General features: G+C 51.3%; 18 protein-coding genes and 1 riboswitch. Of the genes, 10 read left to right on the top strand and 8 right to left on the bottom strand.

Annotated elements, in window-relative coordinates:
• Nucleotides 1-858 precede the first annotated feature (858 nt).
• The 3 genes from aroD to AB3G37_RS00380 all read right to left on the bottom strand — a co-directional run bounded on the left by aroD (nucleotide 859) and on the right by AB3G37_RS00380 (nucleotide 4,020).
• Nucleotides 859-1,779: a type I 3-dehydroquinate dehydratase gene (aroD, locus tag AB3G37_RS00390; protein ID WP_369789364.1), complete on the bottom strand. Its 921-nt coding sequence runs from the start codon at nucleotides 1,777-1,779 to the stop codon at nucleotides 859-861.
• Nucleotides 1,780-1,857: 78 nt separating this feature from the next.
• Nucleotides 1,858-3,126 (bottom strand): CynX/NimT family MFS transporter, encoded by a 1,269-nt coding sequence (locus AB3G37_RS00385; protein ID WP_369789363.1) that lies wholly within the window; start codon nucleotides 3,124-3,126, stop codon nucleotides 1,858-1,860.
• 33 nt (nucleotides 3,127-3,159) lie between these two features.
• Nucleotides 3,160-4,020 carry a sugar phosphate isomerase/epimerase family protein gene (locus tag AB3G37_RS00380; RefSeq protein WP_369789362.1) on the bottom strand — a complete coding sequence of 287 codons (861 nt, stop codon included), beginning with the start codon at nucleotides 4,018-4,020 and terminating at the stop codon, nucleotides 3,160-3,162.
• A gap of 374 nt (nucleotides 4,021-4,394) precedes the next feature.
• Between AB3G37_RS00380 and AB3G37_RS00375 the strand changes: the two genes are divergently transcribed.
• Together AB3G37_RS00375 and AB3G37_RS00370 are read left to right on the top strand one after the other, a co-directional pair.
• Nucleotides 4,395-5,285 (top strand): LysR family transcriptional regulator, encoded by an 891-nt coding sequence (locus AB3G37_RS00375; protein WP_369789361.1) that lies wholly within the window; start codon nucleotides 4,395-4,397, stop codon nucleotides 5,283-5,285.
• Nucleotides 5,286-5,514: 229 nt separating this feature from the next.
• The gene (locus AB3G37_RS00370) at nucleotides 5,515-5,871 is read left to right on the top strand and encodes a hypothetical protein (RefSeq protein WP_369789360.1); all 357 of its coding nucleotides are present in this window, start codon (nucleotides 5,515-5,517) and stop codon (nucleotides 5,869-5,871) included.
• 116 nt (nucleotides 5,872-5,987) lie between these two features.
• Here AB3G37_RS00370 and AB3G37_RS00365 read toward each other — a convergent pair whose 3' ends face one another.
• Together AB3G37_RS00365 and AB3G37_RS00360 are read right to left on the bottom strand one after the other, a co-directional pair.
• Nucleotides 5,988-6,776, bottom strand: coding sequence for a DsbA family protein (locus tag AB3G37_RS00365; protein ID WP_009638853.1), 789 nt, complete (start codon nucleotides 6,774-6,776; stop codon nucleotides 5,988-5,990).
• 197 nt (nucleotides 6,777-6,973) lie between these two features.
• Nucleotides 6,974-7,690: a DUF3053 domain-containing protein gene (locus tag AB3G37_RS00360; RefSeq protein WP_009638852.1), complete on the bottom strand. Its 717-nt coding sequence runs from the start codon at nucleotides 7,688-7,690 to the stop codon at nucleotides 6,974-6,976.
• A gap of 344 nt (nucleotides 7,691-8,034) precedes the next feature.
• Nucleotides 8,035-8,137, top strand: a riboswitch (guanidine-I (ykkC/yxkD leader).
• A 68-nt stretch (nucleotides 8,138-8,205) separates the two neighbouring features.
• Between AB3G37_RS00360 and AB3G37_RS00355 the strand changes: the two genes are divergently transcribed.
• From AB3G37_RS00355 to AB3G37_RS00325, 7 genes are all read left to right on the top strand, one after another.
• A complete protein-coding gene (locus AB3G37_RS00355; RefSeq protein WP_369789359.1) occupies nucleotides 8,206-9,270 on the top strand; it encodes a putative urea ABC transporter substrate-binding protein in 1,065 nt (354 codons plus the stop codon).
• Nucleotides 9,271-9,304: 34 nt separating this feature from the next.
• A complete protein-coding gene (locus AB3G37_RS00350; RefSeq protein ID WP_369789358.1) occupies nucleotides 9,305-10,117 on the top strand; it encodes an ABC transporter permease in 813 nt (270 codons plus the stop codon).
• A gap of 19 nt (nucleotides 10,118-10,136) precedes the next feature.
• Nucleotides 10,137-10,931, top strand: a complete 795-nt coding sequence (locus AB3G37_RS00345) for an ABC transporter ATP-binding protein (protein WP_369789357.1) — start codon at nucleotides 10,137-10,139, stop codon at nucleotides 10,929-10,931.
• A gap of 25 nt (nucleotides 10,932-10,956) precedes the next feature.
• Entirely contained in the window at nucleotides 10,957-11,694 is a 738-nt protein-coding gene (locus AB3G37_RS00340; RefSeq protein ID WP_369791031.1) for an urea amidolyase associated protein UAAP1, read from the top strand.
• A complete protein-coding gene (locus tag AB3G37_RS00335; protein ID WP_369789356.1) occupies nucleotides 11,691-12,326 on the top strand; it encodes an urea amidolyase associated protein UAAP2 in 636 nt (211 codons plus the stop codon). The genes AB3G37_RS00340 and AB3G37_RS00335 overlap by 4 nt, the downstream gene beginning before the upstream one ends.
• Nucleotides 12,327-12,422: 96 nt before the next feature.
• Entirely contained in the window at nucleotides 12,423-16,019 is a 3,597-nt protein-coding gene (uca, locus tag AB3G37_RS00330) for an urea carboxylase (RefSeq protein WP_369789355.1), read from the top strand.
• A 135-nt stretch (nucleotides 16,020-16,154) separates the two neighbouring features.
• The gene (locus AB3G37_RS00325; RefSeq protein ID WP_369789354.1) at nucleotides 16,155-17,054 is read left to right on the top strand and encodes a Kdo hydroxylase family protein; all 900 of its coding nucleotides are present in this window, start codon (nucleotides 16,155-16,157) and stop codon (nucleotides 17,052-17,054) included.
• On the opposite strand, the gene AB3G37_RS00320 is transcribed toward AB3G37_RS00325, so the two are convergent.
• Nucleotides 17,046-17,723: a DJ-1/PfpI family protein gene (locus AB3G37_RS00320; protein ID WP_369789353.1), complete on the bottom strand. Its 678-nt coding sequence runs from the start codon at nucleotides 17,721-17,723 to the stop codon at nucleotides 17,046-17,048. The genes AB3G37_RS00325 and AB3G37_RS00320 overlap by 9 nt on opposite strands.
• Nucleotides 17,724-17,828: 105 nt before the next feature.
• Between AB3G37_RS00320 and AB3G37_RS00315 the strand changes: the two genes are divergently transcribed.
• Complete coding sequence (locus AB3G37_RS00315; protein ID WP_009638843.1) at nucleotides 17,829-18,779, top strand: GlxA family transcriptional regulator; 951 nt, start codon at nucleotides 17,829-17,831, stop codon at nucleotides 18,777-18,779.
• On the opposite strand, the gene AB3G37_RS00310 is transcribed toward AB3G37_RS00315, so the two are convergent.
• Both AB3G37_RS00310 and glyS read right to left on the bottom strand, forming a co-directional pair.
• Nucleotides 18,776-19,966, bottom strand: a complete 1,191-nt coding sequence (locus tag AB3G37_RS00310) for a PLP-dependent aspartate aminotransferase family protein (protein ID WP_369789352.1) — start codon at nucleotides 19,964-19,966, stop codon at nucleotides 18,776-18,778. The two genes, AB3G37_RS00315 and AB3G37_RS00310, sit on opposite strands and share 4 nt — an antisense overlap.
• A gap of 440 nt (nucleotides 19,967-20,406) precedes the next feature.
• On the bottom strand, nucleotides 20,407-22,476 hold the full coding sequence (gene glyS, locus AB3G37_RS00305; protein WP_009638841.1) for a glycine--tRNA ligase subunit beta: 2,070 nt from the start codon (nucleotides 22,474-22,476) through the stop codon (nucleotides 20,407-20,409).
• Nucleotides 22,477-22,482: the final 6 nt, after the last annotated feature.

Here is a 22,482-nt window from a genome sequence, read left to right as displayed (position 1 = left end):
CGCAGATAGCTGATTTTTTTTAGCTATTCTATAAATCAATGAATCCTGGTTTTTTCATCAATTATCTTAAAAACATATTAATTCAATAACATTATTCACCTCTGTGATACATGATTGTTAAATTTATTAAAATTTTCGCATCAAAAACATAGAGAATATTCTTAGTACCTGAGCAGATCTTCTCCATAAGAAACTCAGCATTCTTGTACATCCTATACCTTAGTACAGTTACTATGAATTAGCCGATTAGTTGAATTATTTCCACAAAAATTAGTTTTTAATATAATTGATTGGCTCGCATACTAATTAGTTGATATTTAATGGCATTAAACAAGAGAAAAAACGCTGACAAAGGAGCAAAAGGTCATGGCGACTCTGGCGATTGTTCTAAGTGTATTTAAAATCATCTATTTATTGATGAGTATCATTTTAACTTTTAAGAAATTAAAAGCAAAAAATTGATCTAAATCAATGTTATTTTAAATAAACTATAATCACTAAAATAATTCCACCGATGCTAGATAAAAAGCTTAGGTTTTATTTGTATTCACACCTATACTTAAGTACAGTGAAGTCTAAGAGGTTGAATTAACGATTACCGCTGAATAAATATCAAACGGCTATAGTCGCCGTGAAAGCAATTCCCTGGTGTTGGCCATTTGGCATCCCCTTATCTCGCCGAGAAATAAGGGGCTTTTTTTATTTGAATTTAATAAAAAATACTTTATTTAAAAAAGATTAAAATATCCAACTGTCTTTTCATCAATGCAGCTTATTGATAAAAAAATAGCAAACGTATAGTTTGGTAATAAGAAAAGTATTTCCAAGACTTTCTAAAGACGCAGATAAAATTCTTATTTATACCGACTGACTAGCTTGGTGAATAACGTCTAGCACCTGGTGCAAATGGCTTGCATCAATCTGGCCTGGAGCCGACGGTTTACCAACCATGCCAAAGGTCAAAGCCGAACCGGTTAATTCTCCGGATAGGCGAGACACGACACCTAAACCTTTCATCGACATCGTCAGCAGCGGCCTTTCGGCATATTGATGATGCATTTCCCACGTCGCATTCATCAAGCTTAACACGTCTCCCGAGTCATGAGGCATGGTGGCAATTTTCAAGATATCGGCCCCTAACGCCTGCTGGTGACGAAGACGGCGAATGAGTTCCTCCTTCGGCGGCGTTTTCTTGAAATCATGGCTAGACATTACAATGGCAACTCCCTGCCGATGTGCTTGTGAGACAATGTTGCGCACTACGGTTTCACTACGAAACATTTCAACATCCAGCAGGTCGGTTTTACCATTCTTAAGAATTTCCAGATAAAGATCGCCATAAGCCGTATCGCTGATTGTCGTTGCACCGCCCTCGGCTTGGGTCCTGAAGGTCACTAAAAGCACCTTGTCAGGCAATAGATCGGCTACCTGACGAGTCATTCTTGCGACACTGCCTTTATCTAACGCGTTAATCAGAAAATCGAGCCGAAATTCAACAACATCGATATCTTTAATTGCTGCAAATTGTCGTACCGAGTCCAATACCTCAGACTCTTGGGTTGCCGTTGTCGGCACAATCAGTTTTGGTGCGCCCTCACCTATCGATATCCCTTTCACCTTCAATAATTTAATCATGCGCTTGTTTTCCCCTGTTGGCGCTGCAGTTACCCCTGACGATGTCAGACTGTTGGGGTGGATAATGGCAGCAGAGGCGTTTTTCAGAATAAAGCCTCCCGCAATCAGTGCGGTGCCTGATTTCATAAATTCCCGGCGTTTCATAAAATGGATCCCTCAAGATATAAGGCTAGTAGTTGGTTTGACTAAAATCGAGGTTGGGTATGTTTGTTAAAGAAGGATTCAGCTTTGCGCATCTTCCAGATATTTATTGCGGACTGCCGCGCCTCCGGCCAAAAGCATCACAGTGGACATCACGGTCAGGAACCAGAACGAGACATGCCATCCACCGGTAGAGTGATGAAGCTGGCCGAAAAAAAACGGGCCAGCGGCGGCAAAGACGTAGCCTACCCCCTGAGTGAAGGAAGACAACGATGCAGCCCCTTCAACACTTCGTGTGCGTAGATTGATAAGCTGAAAGGTTGCGGGAATAGTCATCAAACCAGGTGCCGCGACGACCGCCCATACCCAGGATGCGCCCGGCATATAAAGGAAGCCCATATATCCGACAATTTGCATTACGCCGCCGATTGCCACCACGATATACGGTTTTTTCATCCGACCCAGATAGATAGGCACCAGGATGGAGTGCGCTATCCCGACGATATTGTAAACAAACAGCATATTGCCCGCGGTAGCTGCACTGATTCCATTCTGAATGAGATAGGTGGGTAGCCAGTTAAGCATTGCGTACATGCTCATCATGCTAACGCCAAACAGCACCACCATCGACCAGGCAATCGGCCATTTCCATACTGCAACGTGTGGGATCACCGGTTTTGCAATAGTCTGATTTACCTCTTCTTTCTGGCCACGATGATGGATACGCAGTAGTTGAAAAAGCCAAGGTAGCGCCGCAATCAGCGCGGTAACTGACCACAACGCCACATTGGCGCGCCAGCCGTCATTCTGAGCCAGCGGAACGGCAATCGCCGAAGGTAGCCCGGCCGAAACTGCGATCATCACCGCGTAGGTCGCGGTCAACGCCCCGACGTGATCAGGGAAATACTTCTTGATGGTCGGCTGCACCAATACATTACCAAACCCCATCCCCGCCAGTGCCAACACGCTGCAGGCCATAAAAACGGGGAAACTGCCGGTTAATGTGCGTAAAGCGATACCCGCACACACCATCAGCATCGACAACAGCAAGGCACCTTCGTAACCCAAACGACGTGAAACCGTGGAGGTAAGCGATCCGAATACGGCAAAGGACAGCAGCGGTAGAATGCCAAGAATATTGGCGTTAAAACCGCTGATATCATGGCTGATAATGCCATATATAGCGCTGAGCGACGTCACGGCGGCACGCAGATTTAGCGATACCAAAATAATACCGACAAGAACTAGCGCACGCTGGGTGGGAATGCCGTACTCGGCCGGTTTATTGCCCTGTGGGGCCGTTTTCACGGCCTGAGAATCAACATTAAGTGCACTATGTAACTCGGACATCCTGCTTCTCCTTAACGATGAAAACACCTCGAATTACAGTGTGTATTGCGCCGTTTTGCCAAAACAGACTGACTGCAAAGCTTTCATCGCCTTACGGGCAACCCCGGTAGGCTCTTGCGCTTTCAGTTCATCGCTAAAAACTTCCAGGCCAATCGGACCGTGATATCCGCCCTCTTCCAGACGTTCAATAATAGTGTGGATAGGAAACTTGCCTTCTCCCGGCAGCAAACGACTGTGTCGCGCGGTATCAATCAGATGCTCAGGTGCTGGATCAATCGCCAGATCAGAGAGCTGGACCAGATAAATTTTGTCCATCGGGATACCATCAAGATCCGCAGCAGTGCGGTGACGGACAAAGATGTGGAAAGCATCGATCACCAATCCGAGATTCGGCGCGTTGATGCGCTGCACCATTTTCCAGGCATCGGCAGTATTATTTATCCAGGTGCTCCAAGCCATTCCTTCATAGGCAATACGCAGTCCACGTTTAGCTGCCTCGGCGACTAGCCAGCGTAAATCCTCTTCCACGCGTTCTTTGACGCAATCTTTATGAGTGCAGGCTGGCGTCAAAAGAGTCGTTGCGCCCAATGCCACCGCAGTATCGAGCATGCGCAAAGCTTCTTGTCTTTTCTCGGCTCGAATGCTGTCCGGTGCGCCATCAAAATCCAGCAGAACCTGATAATCAGTCAGTCCCAACGGTAATGTTTTCAACAGGGCTTTAATCCCTGCGGTATCACCATCGGCGGCTTGCACATCCTGACGCCATAGCTCGACCTGATTAAATCCGGCAACACTGGCGGCTCGCAGCTTGTCTTCAGTCGATCCTGAAAGACACACTGTATTGATAAATAGTTGATTTTTATATTTTTCCACAATAATTCTCCAGGTAGTCATAACTACTGTTTTTCTTAAAATATGGGCGAGCGAATCTGTGCTGAGTCAAAATAACTCTGCGGGTCATAGCGCTGGTTTAGGGTTTGCAATCTGCTACGAAATATCCCATATCAACTTCAAGCTATCTTTCTTTACAGTAGATTTATTCATTGATGAACCTTGCCAACGTCTTCAACCTTATTTTCGAGACTTAAGACTAACCATAAAATTAAATAAGGTGGGAATACTGTTTTACGGTAGTAAGCCATACCGAAAAAGTAGTATGTTAGATTAATTAACATGATCTACATCAAGGCTGTTTCGGCGTTTTACAGTTCTATTTTTACTTAGTTAAATCTTTTCATTATAGACAATAATATTAATAAAGGTTTTGTATGGATTTAAAACGTTTACGCTATTTCTGTGTCATTGTAGAACAAGGCTCTATCAGCAAAGCATCTCGAATACTTAATATTTCCCAGCCTCCATTAAGTAAACGCCTGCAAGAACTGGAAGAAGAAGTGGGGACACCGCTGGTATTACGCAACGGCAGCGGCATCACCACGACAGAAGCCGGTATGGTGCTCTACCTGCGCGCCTGTGACATTTTACGTAACGTCGAGGAAGCGCGCAGCGAAGCCATCTTTGTTGCCAACAATAAAAAAGAAGTGCTGCGGATTGGGATTTCTTACCTGTTTCAACGCCATTTCAGTCCGCTAGTTGCACAGTTTTATCAACAACTTGAAGGCGTTAAGATTGAAACTATTGTTGCCGATTCAAGCACGCTTGAAGGCATGCTCGACAAAAAACGTATCGATATTGGCCTATTTCAACAGCCCACCATGGCAGGAAGTTATGAATGTATCAGCATGCAGCCGGTTAAGGCCGTCGCGCTAATCTCGAAAAAGCTGCTGCCTAGCCCGCCGAAAGATCAGGTGTTGCTCTCTGAACTTGGCCAGCTGCCGTTAATCTTAATCCGTAGAATTAATGGAGAAGGGACCTTCGAATATATTAATAATCAGCTACTTAGATTAGGCGTTCGCCCTAATATTATTATCTCTGCCAACGAACCTAGAATGGTGTACGAACTGATAGCATCCGGAATAGCCGCTGCATCAATGATGCCAGCCTCCGAGGTTCCCCCACAGGCAGAAGAATATTGCCACATTGTCGATATTTATCCCGCACCAAATATTTTCTTCCCAACTTTTGTGAAATTAGCAGCATCCCCTCATCAGCCTGAGTTATTGAATATCCTGTTACATTATCAGGAACAAGTTTCTTAATATTATGGCGATAGTTTTAGTCGATAAAAATAAAAATTAATAACTATTGTAAATTAACATTTCGACCACCTCGGTCTAAAATGTTAACCGAAGATTAATATAATTATGTAATTGTTAAGTTAGAAGCTGCTATTACTCCTAGTAAGGCTATTTCTCAGCGCTAGCTTTTAAGCTTGTAGATCTTTATTCTGGCCCCATTGGATTTTCCCCTGCAAAATGAGTGTTTGTGATGAAAAAAAGATCCCTGCTATGGGTAGTAATTATTGCCATTATTGTTGGCCTGGTCGCTTGGTGGTTCAATCGCACACCAGCTCATGACCCTCATTACGATGCGGCGGCCTGTGTAGCAGTAGACGTCATGCACCAGGCGTCTGCGGATGATGCAGATTTTTCCAATAACATCCATATTGTGATCGATAACGAAAACAGTGATTATTCGATTAATAAAGTGAAATTTGATGCAAACGTGGCACAGGTTTCAGTACAACGATATAAGTCACTGAGCCCTCAGCAGAAGGCCGTTGCGGCCCAAAATCTTGATACTTGCATATCTGTAATGGCGACGGGTCCGGACAATAAAAATTAATCAGTAATTTTGAATCTAGATATTGAGCCAAAATAGAAAACGCAGAGCCAAGTTGAGCTCTGCGTTTTATTAAGGCAATGATATTTAATGGATTATCATCATCGACTCAAGCACAATTACTTGCCCTGTGCCTTGCTGATCGCAGCCTGCAAATCCTCTGCAGACACAGCGCCTGGCAGCACGGTAGTGTTATTGGCATTCGCACCGCTCACTGGCATTACGATGAAACCAGGGGTGCCCTGGAAGCCCAGCGATTTTGCCAGATCGTCATTCTTCGCCAGCGCAGCGTGTGTTTCCTGACGATGTGCTTCGCTTGGCAGCGCGCCGTTAACTTTCTCAACTGCACCAGAAATGTCTGCGTCAGTCAGCTTGCCTTCGTCATGCCCGGTTGCATAAATCGCATTGTGATAAGCCAGGTACGCCTGAGGTCCTTTTTGTTTCCAAATCGACAGGCCGGTTTCAGCTGCAGTGATTGACGCTTTCCAGCGATCGCCGAAGATTGGCCATTCTTTGAAAACAAAGCGTACGTTTGGATTGGCTTTAATCGTTTGCTCAACCAGCGGCGCCATACGACTACAGTACATGCACTGATAATCGAAGAATTCTACAAATGCCACTTTGGCATCTTTCGGACCATAAGTCGGGGTATCTTTGTCCTGCAACAGGGCTGGCGCATTTGCCACTACCGCCGCCAGCGAATCGCTAGCCTGCTGCTGCTGTTGCTGGGCCTGAAGTTTCTGACTTGCCTGCACCAGCACTTCTGGATGAGCGATGATGTAATCAGAAGCGATTTTACCAATCGCCTGCTGCTGCGCATCGGTAAAGTTAGCGCTGCTGTCTGCGGCGGCCGCAATGCCTGGCGTGGCGATAAGCGCAGCCAGCAATGTCATCATGTGACGTTTCATAAAAAAGACTTCCTTAAAATATTCGGCTTAAATTTTTTCAAAATTTAGAACAGTTAGATGACATAAAAACTAAAGGATTACGTCACTGGCTGGCATCACTAAATTGTGAACTTTTATTAATCCTGCTGATTTTCTTGACAAAAAAGCCACGTAACAGAACGTGGCTTTCCAATAAAATCTATCTATTCAGTAAGTTATTAAAAATTACCGGCAATGATTTTTTGTGCATCCACCAGCGACTGTTGCTTACCAAGCAGGCCCGTCATCAGAGCATTGTACTGTGCAACCTGCTGCTGAGTCGGCAACTGGACCGAACCGTTGGCAAAGGCCACCTGGGTTCCTTGCTGGGAAAGGAAATCACCAACCGCTGCAATATCCTGGGTGAAGCCTGCCAGAGCCGGAACCACCGGAAGCAGCGCGTTAGCCGGTTGAGTCACGTCTTGCGCATAGACTTTGCTGTAAACGGCTTTCAGATCGTCAGGTTGTTTAAGCGCGGCCTGAGCCGTGTCGGCAGTGGCCTTGGCGGTCTGGATTTGCTGCGTCACGCTGTTTAGTGAACCCGCGGCCTGCTGCAATGCGCCTTTCTGCTGCAAGTAGTCCTGCGGAACGTGGATCTGCGCGATAGTGTTAACCGCAGGAGCCAATCCTTCGTTGATGGACTGCTTCAACTGACGTGAGAAGTTTAAAATGATGGTGTAATCGTTGGCGTAATTACCAAATTTCTGTCGCTGATCTTCACTCAACGTAGGCAGATTCTGCCCGCTGCGCATCACGGTATTTTGCAGATAGTCGATGAAGGCTTTCCTTTGCTCTGGCTCTTTATCGCCACAGGCGGTGAGTTGAAAAACCACGAGTAATGCAACTACAGGCGCCAGCCAGCGCGCGAAGGTCCTGCTCCTGATCCCTACAGCCATTTCCAGACTCCTGATTCAATATTCTTATTAATTACTGACATCCCAGCTTAGTAGGATAGAACATCCTGTGGCCTTAGGATACAGCAAAGAAGCGACTGCTCCGCGCCAGTGCAGGTTGCACAAATACGGTGAAGCCTGCCTGAAAAACATCCACAAATTATCGCATCCATTTCATCGCTGCCAAACGTTCACAGAGACTTAAAACCCTTTACTACTTTGTATTGTAATGATTATTTCCTGATTTTTTTGTGATTTATTCATAATTTAAGGAGATCTGGCAAGAATCTTGCCTGTATTTATCCAGCAGGAGCGATAGCGGGAAACCGGTGTCGCCATACAATTTGAAATAAGGTCACTAGGGTTCCGGTCTGCAATACGCAGATGGCTGGTCCGAGAGTGACCGACCGCCCTCTGGCGGTTACACGGCGGGATAAAAGCCCGGGAGGCCAAAGCGAGAACCATTCTCGCCGCCGACCTCCTGCACTTTACCCGTGGTCAACGTCAGAGGAAATGTCATGATTAAAGCTTGCCAACGCCTGCTGCTCTGCGCTTTATGCTTTGCTGCCCTTCTCAGCCAGCCCGTTCTGGCCGCTACCCAACCTACGTTTAAAATCGCCTGGTCTATTTACGCCGGATGGATGCCGTGGGACTTTGCCCAACAAAGTGGGATCCTCAAGAAATGGGCCGATAAGTACGGCATCAAAATTCAGTTAGTACAGGTCAACGACTACATCGAATCGGTGAATCAGTACACTTCTGGCGGATTTGACGGCTGCACCATGACCAACATGGATGCCCTGACTATTCCGGCAACCGGTGGCGTAGACAGCACCGCGCTGATTGTTGGTGATTACTCCAACGGCAACGACGGCATCATGCTTAAAGGCGGTGGTGATGTTAACTCACTGAAAGGTCAGTCAATTAATCTGGTTCAGCTTTCAGTCTCAGAATATCTGCTGGCCCGCGCGCTGGAGAAATCCGGCATGAGCGAAAAAGATATCACTGTAGTGAATACCGCCGATGCCGATCTGGTCGCCGCTTTCGGTACTCCGGCAGTAAAATCCATCGTTACCTGGAACCCGCTGCTGGCTGAAGCTAAAAAGCAGCCAGACAGCCACGAAATATTCTCTTCTGCACAAATTCCCGGTGAAATCCTCGACCTGTTGGTGGTCAACAGCAAAACCCTGAAAGCTCACCCCGAGCTGGGCAAAGCGCTGACCGGTGCCTGGTATGAAACGCTGAACGCCATGAAAGGTAATGGCCCGGATGCCGTTAAGGCGCGTACCTATATGGCGCACGAATCGGGTACTGATCTTAAAGGTTTCGACGAGCAGATCGCCGACACCTACCTCTTTGGCACACCCAGGCAAACCCTGGATTTCATTGACGGTCCACAAATCAAAACCACCATGCAGTCGGTAGCCGAATTCTCTTTCGCGCACGGCCTGCTTGGCGAAGGCGCGCCTGATGCCACGACCGTTGGTATCACAACGCCTGCGGGTAACTGGGGCAATCCGGCTAACCAGAAACTGCATTTCACCGATGAATTTGTGAAGCTCGCCGCGGCTAACAAACTGTAATCGCCAGACCACGATCGTTAAAGGAGAGCATTCGATGCGCAAAATGATCAACTACCAACCCCAACGCCTGTCACGCAGCCTGCTAGGGTTGCTGCCCCTGCTGCTGCTGGTATTGGTGTATCTGATGGCGTCGGATGCTCGTCTGTCGGTCAATGCTTTCGACAAGCTGCTTCCAGGCTTTAGTTCAATGGGCGATGCACTTTACCGCGTCGCCTTCGAGCCTGACCCGCGCACCGGCCAATATCTGCTGTGGGCCGACACTTACGCCAGCCTGATTCGCCTGCTCAGTGGCATCTTGATCAGCGCTTTTCTCGGGTTGGCGCTGGGCATTTTCTGCGGCGCGTTGCCTGCTATACGTTCGCTTATCTCTCCGCTGGTGACGCTGTTCGCCCTTATTCCTCCACTGGCAGTGCTGCCAATCCTGTTCATTATGTTCGGGTTGGGGGAGCTGTCGAAAGTGGTGCTGATTGCCGTGGGCGTGACGCCGTTTATCGCCCGCGATTTACAGCAGCACGTTCAATCGATCCCGCAGGAACAGCTAATCAAGGCACAAACTCTCAGCGCCCACAGCGGGCAAATCCTGTGGCGTATTATTTTGCCACAGCTGATGCCGCGCCTGCTCGACGCAGTGCGCCTCTCCTTAGGCTCTGCGTGGCTTTTCCTGATCGCCGCAGAAGCAATCGCCGCCACCGAAGGCCTGGGCTATCGCATCTTCCTGATGCGCCGTTATCTGGCGATGGACGTCATTCTGCCCTACGTCGCCTGGATTACCCTGCTGGCCTTTGCCCTGGATGCCCTGCTGCGCCTGATTAGCCGCCGCTGCTGGCCGTGGTATTACGTTAAATGAGCTTAAAACGGAGCACGCTATGAGCTTACTGAGTATGCGCAATCTGGAAAAACACTACGGCAATCAGGTGGTGCTGGAACGGGTCAATGCCGAGGTGCAGGAAGGCGAGTTTGTGTCGATCGTTGGCGCATCCGGCTGTGGGAAAACCACTTTTTTGAAGATGATGCTTGGCACAGAAAGTCCTAGCAAAGGCGAACTTTTGCTCGACGGCAAACCCATCCCACAAGAGCCGGGCGAGGATCGCGGTGTGGTGTTTCAGCGCTATTCGGTATTTCCACACCTGACAGCGCTGCAAAACGTGATGCTCGGAGAGGAGTTTGTGCAGGCGCGCTGGTTAGGCCGGGTGTGGGGCAGCAAGCGGCGGGCGATTGCCGAACGTGCAACCGAGATGCTTGCACAGGTTGGGCTGGGACACGCACTGGATAAGTATCCGCACCAGCTTTCTGGCGGCATGCAGCAGCGTTTGGCGCTAGCACAGGCTCTGACCAAGAAGCCACGCATTTTGCTGCTCGACGAACCTTTTGGCGCGCTGGACCCAGGTATCCGAAAAGACATGCACCAGTTGATTACCACCTTGTGGCAAGAGCATCAGTTGACAATTTTTATGATTACTCACGACCTGAAAGAGGGGTTTTCACTCGGCTCGCGCCTGTGGGTGTTCGACAAAATTCGCCACGATCCACAGGCTCCCGACGCTTGGGGCGCGAGCATAACCTATGACATCCCCTTAGACCGAAAGGCTGCCGCAGGCCCCTCGGCCTTGACCCAACAGCAAATTAGCGAGCGTGTTTATTCCACCGCGCGCGTGGCTTGACCCCTTATCAAGAGAGGAAAACATGATGAACGAATCCAGCGACAGCTTATATCAGACCCTGCTCCCCGGCGGGTCACACTGGTCAATGCGGGTTAAAGCAGGATCGGCGCTACGCCTGACCGACGTCGAAGGCAACGCCAATCTTGGCATGCTTTTTTACAATCCAGAAAACCTGCTTGAAAGATATAACGCGCCCGACACTCTTAAATGTCAGCACACCTTCAGACTCACCGCAGGCCATTGCCTGTATTCCGACATGGGACGTATCTTTTGCGGCATTGAACAGGACACTTTTGGCTGGCACGACACCGTCTGTGGCACGATGAATGCCTGCTTGGCCGAACAGCGTTTTGGCGCTTTGAACTATCAGCAAGCCCGCAACGAGCGTCATCAAAATGGCTACGACAGCTTTTTAGTCGAACTGGCAAAATACGGGCTAGGCAAGCGAGATATGGCCGCCTGCGTCAACTGGTTTTCCAAAGTTACAGTCGATGATGAGGGCAATCTGGCGCTGGATGCTTGTCCAAAGCCAACAGCCAGCATCACGCTGCGTTTCGCCATGGATACGCTGGTGATTATGCATACTTGCCCGCATCCGTTAACTGAATCAGACAGTTATCCCCGCGCAGCGGTCACCGTTGAGTTGCTCGCCAATACTGCGCCGCTGCCGGCACACTGTCTGAGCCAAGAGGAAAACCGTCGCGGCAATGCCAATAATGCCCTCTATCACCACACCGCCTGCTGCCAGGAGGCACAACGATGATCCAGACCAGCTCACGCCTTATTAAAGATGCAGTTTACCGCGCGCAGGTTGGTGCCGGTGATTACTGGCTGCATCGCATCGAAGCCGGGCAAACATTGCGTATCGTCGACAGCGAGGGGAATCAGGCTGCCGATACGCTGTTTTTCAACGCCGATGATATTGGCGAACGCTACAGCATGACCGATACCCTGCGCGGGCAAAAGAATGTGTTTCTGACCGCTGGAACCGTGCTGCGCTCCAATGATGATCGTCCAATGCTGGAGATTGTCGCCGACACCTGTGGCCGCCATGACACGCTGGGCGGGGCTTGCTCCACCGAAAGCAACACCGTGCGTTACTCGCTGGAAAAGCGCCATATGCACGCCTGCCGTGACAGTTGGATGCTGGCGATTGCCGCACATCCGCAGTATGGCCTCTCCAAGCAAGATATTACCCATAACATCAACTTTTTCATGAATGTACCGGTAACCGCGCAGGGCGGATTGACTTTTGCCGACGGGCTTTCTGCACCGGGGAAATACGTCGAGTTGGTGGCGAAAATGAACATCTTGGTGCTGATCTCCAACTGTCCGCAGCTTAACAATCCTTGCAATGGCTATAATCCGACGCCGATTGAAGTTGCCGTCTGGTAAATCAAACCCGCTAAACGCGTGCTTCGGGACGACCCGCAGAATGTCACGCAAAAACTCAGCAGGACGACCTGCGCGACGAAGCATAGAGAGTCCACCATGTTTACATGCGTTTTGATTGCCAATCGCGGCGCCATTGCGGTGCGCATCATCCGTACCTTGAAACAGATGGGCGTGCGCGCCGTGGCGGTTTACGCCGAAGCCGACAGGCATTCGCTGCACGTTCGTCAGGCCGATGAGGCCTTCTGTCTGGGTGATGGCAGTGTGCGCGAAACCTATCTCGATCAGGACAAATTATTCGCTATCGCCAAGCAGTGCGGTGCCGAAGCTATTCACCCCGGTTATGGATTTCTTTCGGAGAATGCCGGCTTCGTTGAGCGCTGCCGCCAGCAGGAAGTCATTTTTCTCGGCCCGACGCCGCAGCAGATGGCGGCCTTTGGTCTCAAGCACAGCGCGCGGCAGCTGGCGCAGGATAATCAAGTGCCGCTACTGCCGGGCAGCGGTTTGCTGCGAGATCTCGAGCAGGCGTTGGTTTCTGCCATGGAAATCGGTTATCCGGTGATGCTGAAAAGCACTGCGGGCGGAGGCGGTATCGGCATGCAGCGTTGCGATGACGCAGAGATCCTCAGCGAAGCATTCACTCGCGTAAAACGTCTTGCGGGCAATAATTTCGCCGACGATGGCGTTTTTTTAGAAAAATTCGTCGCTGATGCACGCCATATCGAGGTACAAATTTTTGGTGACGGCGAAGGCAACGTGATTGCCCTGGGCGAGAGAGACTGCTCGGCCCAACGGCGTAATCAGAAAGTGATTGAAGAAACTCCGGCACCAAACCTGCCCCAGCCGATACGCGAGGCGCTGGCGCAAACTGCCGTTCGTCTCGGCAAAGCGGTAAACTATCGCAGCGCAGGCACGGTGGAATATGTTTACGATGTCAGCAGCGAGCAGTTTTATTTTCTTGAAGTTAACACCCGGTTGCAGGTCGAGCACGGCGTAACCGAGATGGTCTACGGCGTCGATATTGTCAGTTGGATGGTGCAACTTGGGGCCGGATGTTTACCGCCACTTTCGTCGCTGGCAGTGAGTGCTCCGCAGGGTCATGCGATTCAAGTGCGACTCTATGCCGAAGACCCGGCCAAACAGTTCCAGCCTTGCGCCGGTCTGCTGAGTCATGTCAGTTTCCCTTCGGCCCCTGCAGATGCCGAGCTGCGCATCGATAGCTGGATAGACAGCGGCAGTGAGGTTTCGCCTTTCTACGATCCAATGCTGGCAAAAGTCATTATTCACGCCGCCAATCGACATCAGGCGCTGGATGCGCTGAGCCAGACTTTACGAAACACCTCGCTGTACGGCATTGAAACCAATCTGGATTATCTGCGCCATTTGCTCAATCAACCGGCTGTGCGCGAGGGAAAAGTTATCACCGCAACGCTGGGATGTGTTACGTATCAGCCCGCGACCTTGGACGTGATCGCGCCGGGCACGCTGACCAGCATTCAGGATGCCACCGGCCGCCGCGGCTATTGGCACGTCGGCGTCCCGCCATCTGGCCCGTTTGACAGCCGTTCCTTCCGTCTCGGCAATCGCCTGCTTGGCAACGATGAACAGGCTGCCGGATTGGAAATTACGTTGCGCGGCCCGACACTGCGTTTTAATCAGGACTGCGCGATCGTCATTAGTGGCGCGGCAATTGATGTCCGTCTTGATAATCAACCGCTGCCGATGTGGCAAGTCTGTAATGTGTCGGCGGGTCAAACCCTGAGCCTTGGGCAGATAGACGGTAAAGGCTGCCGCAGCTATTTACTGTTGGCGGGCGGCATCGATTGCCCAGAGTACCTCGGCAGCCGCAGCACTTTCACCTTAGGGAAATTTGGCGGACATGCAGGCCGACAATTGCGCAGCGGTGACGTGTTGCATCTTGTGGCTCCCGTCGCAAGGGCCGAGCAGAGCCTGCCGGCATCGCTGTTGCCAGAGTGGCAAGAGGTGCGCGCCCTGCGGGTCATTTATGGCCCGCAGGGCGCGCCGAAATTTTTCACCGAGCAAGATATCGAGCAATTTTTCGAAGCTGTCTGGCAGGTACATTATAATTCCAGCCGCACTGGTATCCGTTTGATCGGCCCTAAACCTGAATGGGCGCGCAGCGACGGCGGTGAAGCAGGAATGCATCCTTCGAATATTCACGACAATGCCTATGCCTTTGGTACTGTCGATTTCACTGGCGATATGCCGGTAATTCTCGGCCCCGACGGGCCTTCGCTCGGCGGTTTTGTCTGCCCCGCTACGGTTATCAATGCGGACCTGTGGATACTCGGGCAGCTCAAGTCAGGTGACAAGATCCGTTTTGTACCGGTTTCACTGCAAGATGCCGACCAACTGTCTCGTGAAGCTGAGTTGGAACTCTCAACGCTGCATTCCCAGCCGCAGGCTGGGATCGCGACAATTTTGCAAAATCCAGTTCTGTGGCAGCGTGCGCAGCAAGGCGCGCTGCCGTCAGTGGCTTATCTCGCCGCAGGCGATCGATTTATTTTGGTGGAATACGGCGATCCGATCCTGGATATCGCGCTGCGTTTTCGTGCCCACGCGCTGATGCAATGGCTGGAAAATCATCCATTACCGGGCATGCAGGAACTCACGCCGGGGATTCGATCGCTGCAAATTCATTTCGACAGCCTGCTGTGTCCGCGCGAGCAATTAATCGCCCATTTGCAGCAAGCAGAAGCTTCACTGGGCGATTTACAACAGGCCGAAGTGCCATCGCGCACCGTTTGGCTGCCGCTAAGCTGGGACGACGACGCCTGCCGCAAGGCAATCGAAAAATATACCCAGTCCGTGCGGCCCGGCGCGCCGTGGTGCCCGAGTAATATCGAATTTATCCGTCGAATTAATGGCTTGAGCAGCATTGAGCAGGTCAAAGACACGGTCTTCAACGCCCGTTATCTGGTCATGGGGCTGGGTGATGTTTATCTGGGCGCGCCCGTTGCCACGCCGTTGGACCCGCGCCATCGCCTGGTGACCACCAAGTACAATCCGGCTCGCACCTGGACGGCAGAAAACTCGGTCGGCATCGGCGGCGCTTACCTGTGTGTCTATGGTATGGAAGGCCCGGGAGGTTATCAGTTTGTGGGCCGAACGCTGCAAATGTGGAACCGCGACCGCCAGACATCGGCCTTTGTAAAACCGTGGCTACTGCGTTTCTTCGACCAAATCCGTTTTTATCCGGTTAGTGCCGACCAGCTGAAAACTATTCGTTCAGCCTTCCCCTACGGCAATTATCCGTTGCGCGTCGAGGAGGGGACATTCCGCCTCGACCAGTATCAGCAGGATCTTGCGGCGCAGGCACAGGAAATAGAGGCGTTTTCGCAACAGCGCCAACTGGCATTTGATCAAGAGCTGGCGCGCTGGCGGGCGGAGGGTCAATTTACCTACGACAGCAGCTTGCAGCCTTCTTTAACGGAGGATGAGCTGGCAATACCCGCAGGTTGTTACGGTGTAGATAGCCAGGTTGCAGGCAGTGTCTGGCAATGGCTGATTAAACCCGGCGATAAAGTGACGCAGGGCCAAACGCTGGGAATACTCGAATCCATGAAGATGGAGATCCCGATTTCTGCCCCTGTCAGCGGCACGGTGAAGAGCCTGTCTCGCCAACCGGGCGGGCAGGTGCAGGCTGGCCAGACACTGTTGATTATCGAGGAATAAAACCGCATCGCTCACACTGAGTGGGCGGTATTTTAGGATTTTTTCCACTACGTCGCCGCTCTTATGGTGTATTGATTGTTGTCTAACTATGTTTAAATAACTCTCATTAACATTTACGCTGCGAGTTAGGGAAAAATGGCCGAACATAATCTAGTAGAACCACAGACTGTTGTTTCTTATCCAAACAGTGACTGGAGAGGAAGCTCAGCTGCCGCATCCGCAGCTGTAAATGAGCTGGAACAGGGGAAAGTTTTATTTTTCCCCCATCTGGCATTCTCTCTCACCCCTGATCAGCAGAAATTGCTAGATCCTGCCTTGGTTGATCCGAAAAGAAAAAATATCAGCTATGACGCAGGTAGCCACCAGATCAAAGGAGTCGCCAGTGCGGATAAAGAACCGGAGATCAGAAAACTGCTGGAAGATTTTTACCAGTCTTCTCTCGGATTAATCGAGACGGTACTGCCAGAATATCAGGCAGTTTTACGCAAGCCGGTCAATAGCTTACGTTTGCATCCGGTCAGCGAATGGACTAACAGCAGTTCATGGCGCAAAGACGATACCCGTTTGCACGTTGATGCCTTCCCTTCACGACCGAACTATGGCGAACGCATCCTGCGTATTTTTACTAACATCAATCCAAACGGTGAAGATCGCGTATGGCGCATCGGTGAACCTTTCCCACAGCTGGCAGCACGTTATTTACCACAGCTGGACGGTTTTTCGCCATTCAAAAGCTGGTTGCAGCATAAATTGCATATCACCAAAACGCCGCGCAGCCATTACGATCATTTAATGCTACAGATGCACGACAAGATGAAGTCTGATGCCGATTATCAGAAAAACGGCCAACAGATAACTCAGCGTTTCCCGCCGGGCAGTACCTGGATTTGTTTCTCTGATCAGACTCCGCACGCGGCAATGGGCGGCCAGTTTATGCTCGAGCAAACCTTCCTGTTGTCGGTAAAAGATATGCACAATCCGGAGGCTGCGCCGCTAAGCACCCTGCAACGGCTGACCAGCAAGCAGCTAGTGTAGGCTGATGGCGCGGATTATCTGGCGGCGCTGCTCGCGTTGCGTCGCCATCCTGCTGGTTAACTGCTCAACGATTTTAACCGGTGCTACGTCCGGATGCCCTGCGTTGAAGCTCGGCGCGGGCGCATATTCCAACCCCAGCTGAATTCTCTGCGCGGCGTCCTCGTCCTCAAGCTCTGCGACCAACGTTAAAGCAAAATCAATCCCCGCCGTCACGCCGCCGCCGCTGATAAACTTGCCGTCGCGCACCACCCGTTCTGATACCGGGATCGCCCCAAACCACGCCAAAGTATCGAGATACATCCAATGACAGGCGGAACGTTTTCCTTGCAGCAATCCGGCAGCGGCAAGAATTAACGAACCGGTACAAACGGAAGTGATATAAGTTGCTTTGCTCGCCATCCTTTGAATTTGCGCGATAAAATCCGTGTTTTGCATTGCATCGGTACAGCCACCGCCGCCAGGAACACACAGCACGTCGCAATCTACAATTTCATCAAGCGACGCCAGCTCGGCAAAATGCAGCCCTTCCGATTCAACACTTTCGCCATGCAACGAGGCCGCTATCAGTCGCGCATTCGAGAGTCGCGCAAGAACCTGCCATGGGCCAGTAAAATCGAGCTGAGTTACGCCGGGATAAAGCGGAAAAACGATAGTTAATGGTTTATTCATCACAAACTCCTGCAAGTTAGGGTGTTATCTTCAGAATAACTGCATTAAAGTTGACGCAAAGGTCATATTTCCCTCATATCACGCCACATTATTAGGGTGCCCGTTATGAAGCAGCTTGGATTTATCGTCTTCCCGGATTTCAACTTACTGGATTTTGCCGGGCCGCTGACCGCCTTTGATACCGTGTCGCGGGATTTGCCCACGCCGCTTTATCAGTGCCACACTTTGTCAGTGAACGGAGGATTAATTTCCAGCACGCCGGGCGTTGAGGTGATGACTCGGCCGCTCGACAATAGTCACGACTACGACACGATTGTTATTTCCGGTGGCCGCGGTATTGCCGAGGCGATGAGCAGTGAACCGTTGCTGGATTTCCTGCGTTATCAGCACAGTCTGGGGCGGCGAGTCACCAGCGTCTGCTCGGGGGCATTTATTCTTGCCGCTACCGGCCTGCTCGACCACAAGCGTGCTACGACTCATTGGTCTAAGGCACAGCGTTTGCAGCAGATTTTTCCGGCCATCAAGGTCGATCAGGATAAGATTTTCATACAGCAGGGCCGGCTTTGGACTTCGGCAGGCATAACCGCAGGGATCGATTTGGCGCTGGCGATGATTGAGATAGATCATGGCGCAGAGGTTGCCGCCAGAACTGCGAGGCAATTAGTGGTTTATCAACGCCGCGCCGGTGGTCAGTCACAGTTTTCCGTGCTGCAAGAATTGGACCCCGCGTCTGACCGCATCCGCCTTGCTTTGAGCTATGCCCGCGAGCATCTGGCTCAGCCGTTGTCGGTCAGTGATCTTGCCGACGCCGCCTGCCTAAGCCTACGCCAGTTTGGGCGGCTTTTTCGCAGCGAAACAGGTCAGACACCGGCCAAGATTATTGAGCAGCTGCGTGTTGAAGCGGCGCGAGAACGTATAGAAAGCGGCCACGGCACATTGGAAACTATTGCGCGGCAGGTCGGATTTATCGATCCGGAACGAATGCGCCGCGCCTTTATTCGCCTGACGGGTCAGCCGCCGCAGGGGATACGACGGCTGGCGCAGCAAGGAAGTTAGAGCCCTTCCAGCGCCTGTTTGAAGTCGGCAATCAGGTCTTCAGTATCTTCGATGCCGATACTGATCCTCACTAGTCCATCGGTAATACCGCTTTCCAGACGGATTTTTTCCGAAACTGCGCTGTGAGTGGTAGTCGCCGGATGGCAGGCCAGCGAATCGGTGTCACCGAGCGAAACCGCCTGAGTCACCAGATTCAGATGATCAAGGAAGTGACGCGCCGCTGCTTTGCCACCTTTCAGTTCCACCGCCATAATCCCACCGAACAGCCTCATTTGCTGGCGTGCTACTTCATGACCCGCGTGAGTGACCAAACCCGGATAAAACACCGCCGCAATCGCCGGATGCTCGTCAAGGTATTCGGCAATTTTTTGAGCACTGTTGGAGCTGGCTTCGACGCGCAGTGGCAGCGTTTTTAACCCACGAGTCATCAGCGCCGCCTCGAATGGACTAAGGCAGCCGCCAAACTGCTTGAGACAAAGGGTACGAATTGGGTCGATCAGCTCACGACGCCCGGCGACCACACCACCGGTTGCATCGCCGTGACCGCTGATATATTTGGTCGCCGAGTGCAGCACTACGTCGATGCCCAGTTCCAGCGGACGGGTCAGATAAGGGGTCGCGAAGGTGTTATCAACCACGCTAACTGCTCCAGCTTCACGCGACAGTCTGGCCACTTCCTGCAGCGAAATTATACCCATCACCGGATTAGCTGGCGTTTCTACAAACACCATTTTGGTGTTTGCGGTGAACGCATCATTCAGCGATTCGAGATCGGCAACAAAAACCGGTTTGATGCCGTAGCGCGGCAGCAGATTGCGGATCACGCCTTCCGTGCCGCCATAAAGCGCGCCGATATGAATAATTTCATCACCGGTTTTCAGCAACGCAAACAGCGTAGCGCTAACCGCTGCCATTCCGCTGGCGCAGGCTACGGCTGATTCCGCATTTTCCAGCACCGCCATTCTTTCTTCAAACGCCGTCACTGTTGGATTGCCAAAGCGGCTATACATATAACCCGGATCTTCGCCGCTGAATCGACGAGCGCCGCTGTCGAAATCGCCGTAAGAGAAGGAAGACGTCGCCGTAATCGGTGTGGTTATCGCTCCGCTCTGCGCGTCAGGCCGCTGACCACCGTGCACCGCGAGAGTACGCATGCCGAGAGAGGAATGATTGACTGGCTTTATCATAAGGCGTTCCTGGTTATAAAATATGAATATTCAATTTAATGTTAGCAGGAAATAAGGCCATCAATAAGTGCCGCAGCTCTTATATGCCAAACGAATATCATAAATAACTTTATCTGCAGAAGTGATAGAAATCCGTACGGCTAAATGAATGAAAAAATTAAAGAAACCATGATATACGCCAAACTTCTTTTACATCGTTTTCCTGTTCAAAGTTATTGCCGAACTACTGACTTATACGGGAGAAATAAAAACAAATTTTAAGCCAGAGGATATATTTTACTTACATCAGCAGGTTTATATTTTTTATAACTCTTGTTTAGAAAACATTATATTGGAACTGCGTGGATTACTTTACCGTGAAAAAAACCGGCTCGGGCGCGGGGCCGGAACCGGTTTTCACTTATTTATTCAACATTCAGCTATGCGACTTCCGCACACGATTACTGCAAGACTGAAATATCCGCGACTTGCAGGAACAACTCGCGCAGCTTGCTTAGCAGCGTCAGGCGATTGATACGCACAGCCTCGTCTTCGGCCATCACCATCACACCATCGAAGAAGGCGTCAACCGGCTCGCGCAGAGCAGCCAATTCAACCAGCGCTTCCTGATACTGGCCGGCAGCGAACAGCGGCTCCAACTTGTCGCGCAGCACCACCAGATGAGTTGCCAGCTTAACTTCAGCTGCTTCTTTCAATACCGATGCATGAACCTGGTCATACAGTGCCTCTGTAGACTTAGCCAGAATGTTGGATACGCGCTTGTTTGCGGCAGCAAGCGTAGCGGCTTCATCCAGAGTTCGGAAGTAGGTCACGGCTTTAACGCGAGCGTCGAAATCGGCCGGCTTGGTCGGACGACGCGCCAGCACCGCCTGAATAGTGTCAACCGCGTGGCCTTCTTCCTGATACCAGGCGCGGAAACGACCGAGCATGAAATCAACCACATCATCGACCACTTTTTCGTTGGTCAGCTTGTCGCCGTACAAACGCACAGCTTCTTCAGTCAGGGTTTGCAGATCCAGCGGCAGGTTCTTCTCTACGATGATGCGCAGCACGCCCAGCGCAGCACGACGTAGCGCAAACGGGTCTTTGTCGCCTTTTGGATGCTGACCGATGCCGAAGATACCGGCCAGGGTGTCCATCTTGTCGGCGATTGCCAAGGCACAGGCCACCAGCGATTCTGGCAGCTGATCGCCGGCAAAGCGCGGCTGATACTGTTCGTTCAACGCAACAGCAACTTCTTCAGCTTCGCCGTCGTGACGCGCATAGTGCATGCCCATCACGCCCTGCGTGTCGGTGAACTCGAAGACCATATTGGTCATCAGATCACATTTTGACAGCAGACCGGCACGTTTGGCGTTTTCGACGTTGGCACCGATTTTGTCGGCGATCCAACCGGTCAAAGCCTGAATACGGTCAGTTTTGTCGCGCAGAGTACCCAGCTGCTTCTGGAACAGCACGGTTTCAAGGCGCGGCAAGTTGTCTTCAAGACGCTTTTTGCGGTCGGTATTAAAGAAGAACTCAGCATCGGCCAGGCGTGGACGTACCACCTTCTCATTACCCGAGATGATCTGCTGCGGGTCTTTTGAATCTACGTTGGCAACGAAGATAAAGTTAGGCAGCAGCTTGCCCGCGGCGTCGTATACCGGGAAATACTTCTGGTCACCCTTCATGGTGTAAACCAGCGCTTCCGCTGGAACCGCCAGGAATTTCTCTTCGAACTTCGCCGTCAATACCACCGGCCATTCAACCAGCGAGGTCACTTCTTCCAGCAGGCTTTCGCTCAAGTCAGCAATACCGCCAATCTCGGCGGCCGCTTTCTCTGCGCCCTGCTTGATTGTGGCTTTACGCTGCTCGTAATCGGCGATCACTTTACCGCGCTCGGCCAGAATTTGCGGATACTGGTCGGCGTTATCAATAGTGAATTCCGGCTCGCCCATAAAACGATGGCCGCGAATAGTGCGCGCAGAGTCGATGCCCAGAATGGTGCCGGGGATCAGTTCATCGCCCAGCAGGATGGTCACGGTGTGAACCGGACGCACAAACTGCACGTCGGAGTCGCCCCAGCGCATCAGTTTTGGAATAGGCAGTTTTTGCAGTGAGGTCGCAATCATTGCAGGCAGCAGCGCCTGCGCGCTCTCACCTTTAACGTGTGCGCGGTACACCAGCCACTCGCCTTTATCGCCAACCAGACGATCGGCTTGATCAACGGTGATCCCGCAACCGCGCGCCCAACCTTCAGCCGCCTTGGTCGCTTTGCCCTCGGCGTCAAACGCCTGAGCAATCGCCGGTCCACGTTTTTCAACTTCGCGATCGGCCTGCGCCGCGCTGAGATTGGAAACTTTAACCGCCAGACGACGCGGAGCAGCGAACCATTCCACCTTGCCGTGTGCCAGATTGGCAGCAACCAGCTCGGCGGTCAGATTGGCGGCAAAAGATTCGGCAAGGCTACGTAGCGCCTTTGGTGGCAGCTCTTCCGTGCCGATTTCCACCAGAAATGTTTTTTCAGTCATCACTGT

This window comes from Rouxiella sp. WC2420, from assembly GCF_041200025.1.
Classification (GTDB): domain Bacteria; phylum Pseudomonadota; class Gammaproteobacteria; order Enterobacterales; family Enterobacteriaceae; genus Rouxiella.
This window is presented reverse-complemented; position numbering and strand designations above follow the sequence as displayed.

Excerpts from the sequence above, each read along its gene's own strand:
- AB3G37_RS00350 (WP_369789358.1), top strand. The coding sequence starts at position 9,305 with ATGCGCAAAATGATCAACTACCAACCCCAACGCCTGTCACGCAGCCTG.
- AB3G37_RS00320 (WP_369789353.1), bottom strand. The coding sequence starts at position 17,723 with ATGAATAAACCATTAACTATCGTTTTTCCGCTTTATCCCGGCGTAACT.
- AB3G37_RS00370 (WP_369789360.1), top strand. The coding sequence starts at position 5,515 with ATGAAAAAAAGATCCCTGCTATGGGTAGTAATTATTGCCATTATTGTT.
- AB3G37_RS00360 (WP_009638852.1), bottom strand. The coding sequence starts at position 7,690 with ATGGCTGTAGGGATCAGGAGCAGGACCTTCGCGCGCTGGCTGGCGCCT.
- AB3G37_RS00345 (WP_369789357.1), top strand. The coding sequence starts at position 10,137 with ATGAGCTTACTGAGTATGCGCAATCTGGAAAAACACTACGGCAATCAG.
- AB3G37_RS00375 (WP_369789361.1), top strand. The coding sequence starts at position 4,395 with ATGGATTTAAAACGTTTACGCTATTTCTGTGTCATTGTAGAACAAGGC.
- AB3G37_RS00335 (WP_369789356.1), top strand. The coding sequence starts at position 11,691 with ATGATCCAGACCAGCTCACGCCTTATTAAAGATGCAGTTTACCGCGCG.
- glyS (WP_009638841.1), bottom strand. The coding sequence starts at position 22,476 with ATGACTGAAAAAACATTTCTGGTGGAAATCGGCACGGAAGAGCTGCCA.
- aroD (WP_369789364.1), bottom strand. The coding sequence starts at position 1,779 with ATGAAACGCCGGGAATTTATGAAATCAGGCACCGCACTGATTGCGGGA.
- AB3G37_RS00340 (WP_369791031.1), top strand. The coding sequence starts at position 10,957 with ATGAACGAATCCAGCGACAGCTTATATCAGACCCTGCTCCCCGGCGGG.
- AB3G37_RS00355 (WP_369789359.1), top strand. The coding sequence starts at position 8,206 with ATGATTAAAGCTTGCCAACGCCTGCTGCTCTGCGCTTTATGCTTTGCT.
- AB3G37_RS00325 (WP_369789354.1), top strand. The coding sequence starts at position 16,155 with ATGGCCGAACATAATCTAGTAGAACCACAGACTGTTGTTTCTTATCCA.
- AB3G37_RS00380 (WP_369789362.1), bottom strand. The coding sequence starts at position 4,020 with ATGACTACCTGGAGAATTATTGTGGAAAAATATAAAAATCAACTATTT.
- AB3G37_RS00315 (WP_009638843.1), top strand. The coding sequence starts at position 17,829 with ATGAAGCAGCTTGGATTTATCGTCTTCCCGGATTTCAACTTACTGGAT.
- uca (WP_369789355.1), top strand. The coding sequence starts at position 12,423 with ATGTTTACATGCGTTTTGATTGCCAATCGCGGCGCCATTGCGGTGCGC.
- AB3G37_RS00385 (WP_369789363.1), bottom strand. The coding sequence starts at position 3,126 with ATGTCCGAGTTACATAGTGCACTTAATGTTGATTCTCAGGCCGTGAAA.
- AB3G37_RS00310 (WP_369789352.1), bottom strand. The coding sequence starts at position 19,966 with ATGATAAAGCCAGTCAATCATTCCTCTCTCGGCATGCGTACTCTCGCG.
- AB3G37_RS00365 (WP_009638853.1), bottom strand. The coding sequence starts at position 6,776 with ATGAAACGTCACATGATGACATTGCTGGCTGCGCTTATCGCCACGCCA.